Here is a 1243-nt window from a genome sequence, read left to right as displayed (position 1 = left end):
TTGGGGGCGGCGGGGGCGCCCGCCCGTGGGGCCCTGCCCGGGCGTGTCGTAGCGCCCGGGGGGGGCGCGGGGCCGCCGGTGGCCGGGCCGTCCGGGCGTCAGCCGGTGGTGAGCACCAGCTTGTGCTTGGTGGCCTTCTCGACCGCGTCCGGCGAGTAGGACCAGGTCAGCAGCTTGCCCTTGAGCCAGAGGTCGGTCTGGTCGTTGTAGTTGTCGTGGAAGGCGTGGCCGGAGGCGCCACCGACGTTGATCCAGCGCGAGGAGTCGAGGTCGTTCAGGTCGACCACCATGCGCATCGACGGGATCCAGTCCACCTGGTAGCCGGCCGCCGCGTTCCAGCCGGCCGCGTCGACCGCCGCCGAGCCGCCGGAGAGCCGGTACGGGCCGCGGTTGAGCAGCTTGTGCACCGCGCCGGAGGCGATCGAGGAGTTGTCGGTGCCGAGGGTCTGCTCGCGCAGCTCCAGCTTGTGCAGGCGGCCCCAGCTCCAGGTGGAGACGTCCTTGCTGAGCAGCGAGGTCAGCTCCTGGCGGGCGTTCTTCATCGCCTCCTGGAGCAGGTTGTTCAGGCCCTTCTGCTCCTTGTGCTGATCGTCGATGTACGTCCACCACGAGCTGTCGGGCTTCTCCAGCTGCTGGCGGACCACCTCGGTCCAGCGGTCGCCGCCGTCCGGCTGGGCCTTGCCCGGCTCGCGGGTGCCGCACTCGGTGACGATCTTGGTGGAGCTGTCCGGCTTGGTCGGGTCGTCCTGCTGGCGGACCAGCAGGCAGTTGTCCTTGGCCCGCAGGTCGGCCGGGAACTTCTGGCCGAAGGCCAGGATCAGCAGCTGGCGCCAGACGCCGTTGTAGTAGGCGGCGGCGGCCGAGTCGGCGTCCTGGTGGAAGTTCCAGTCCTTCAGCAGGTCCTGGGCCTCGCGCACGTACGGGTCGCTGATCGGCTGCTTGAGCAGCAGCGGGACGAGCGTCTTGGCCATCACGCTGGTGTTGTCCAGCTGGAGGGTCTGCATGTCGTCCGGCGAGATCTTGCCGTTGTTCTTGAGCAGGCCCTCGATCTGGTCGGTGATCTCCTTGGCGCGGGTGCCGTACTCCCAGTCCTTGGTCAGGTTGTACTTGTAGCTCGGGTCCACCACGGCCTGGTTGGCGGTGACGATGTAGCCGGCCGAGGGGTTGAGGCTCCAGGGCAGCGCGGTGAAGGGGATCGGGTCCTTCCACTGGTACGCGGAGTCCCAGCCCGGCGAGGGGAGGG

The 1243-nt window shown here is 69.3% G+C and carries 1 protein-coding gene; it reads right to left on the bottom strand.

From position 1 onward, the window contains the following. Positions 1 to 98 precede the first annotated feature (98 nt). Positions 99 to 1243, bottom strand: a 1145-nt coding sequence (locus tag ACIQOV_RS41935; protein WP_401056465.1) for a penicillin acylase family protein, incomplete at its 5' end; no start/stop codon positions are given.

The organism is Kitasatospora sp. NPDC091257 (genome assembly GCF_044757675.1).
Taxonomy (GTDB): domain Bacteria; phylum Actinomycetota; class Actinomycetes; order Streptomycetales; family Streptomycetaceae; genus Kitasatospora; species Kitasatospora lactacystinica.
The sequence above is the reverse complement of the archived record's forward strand: the minus strand, read 5'-3'. Positions and strand labels throughout refer to the sequence as shown.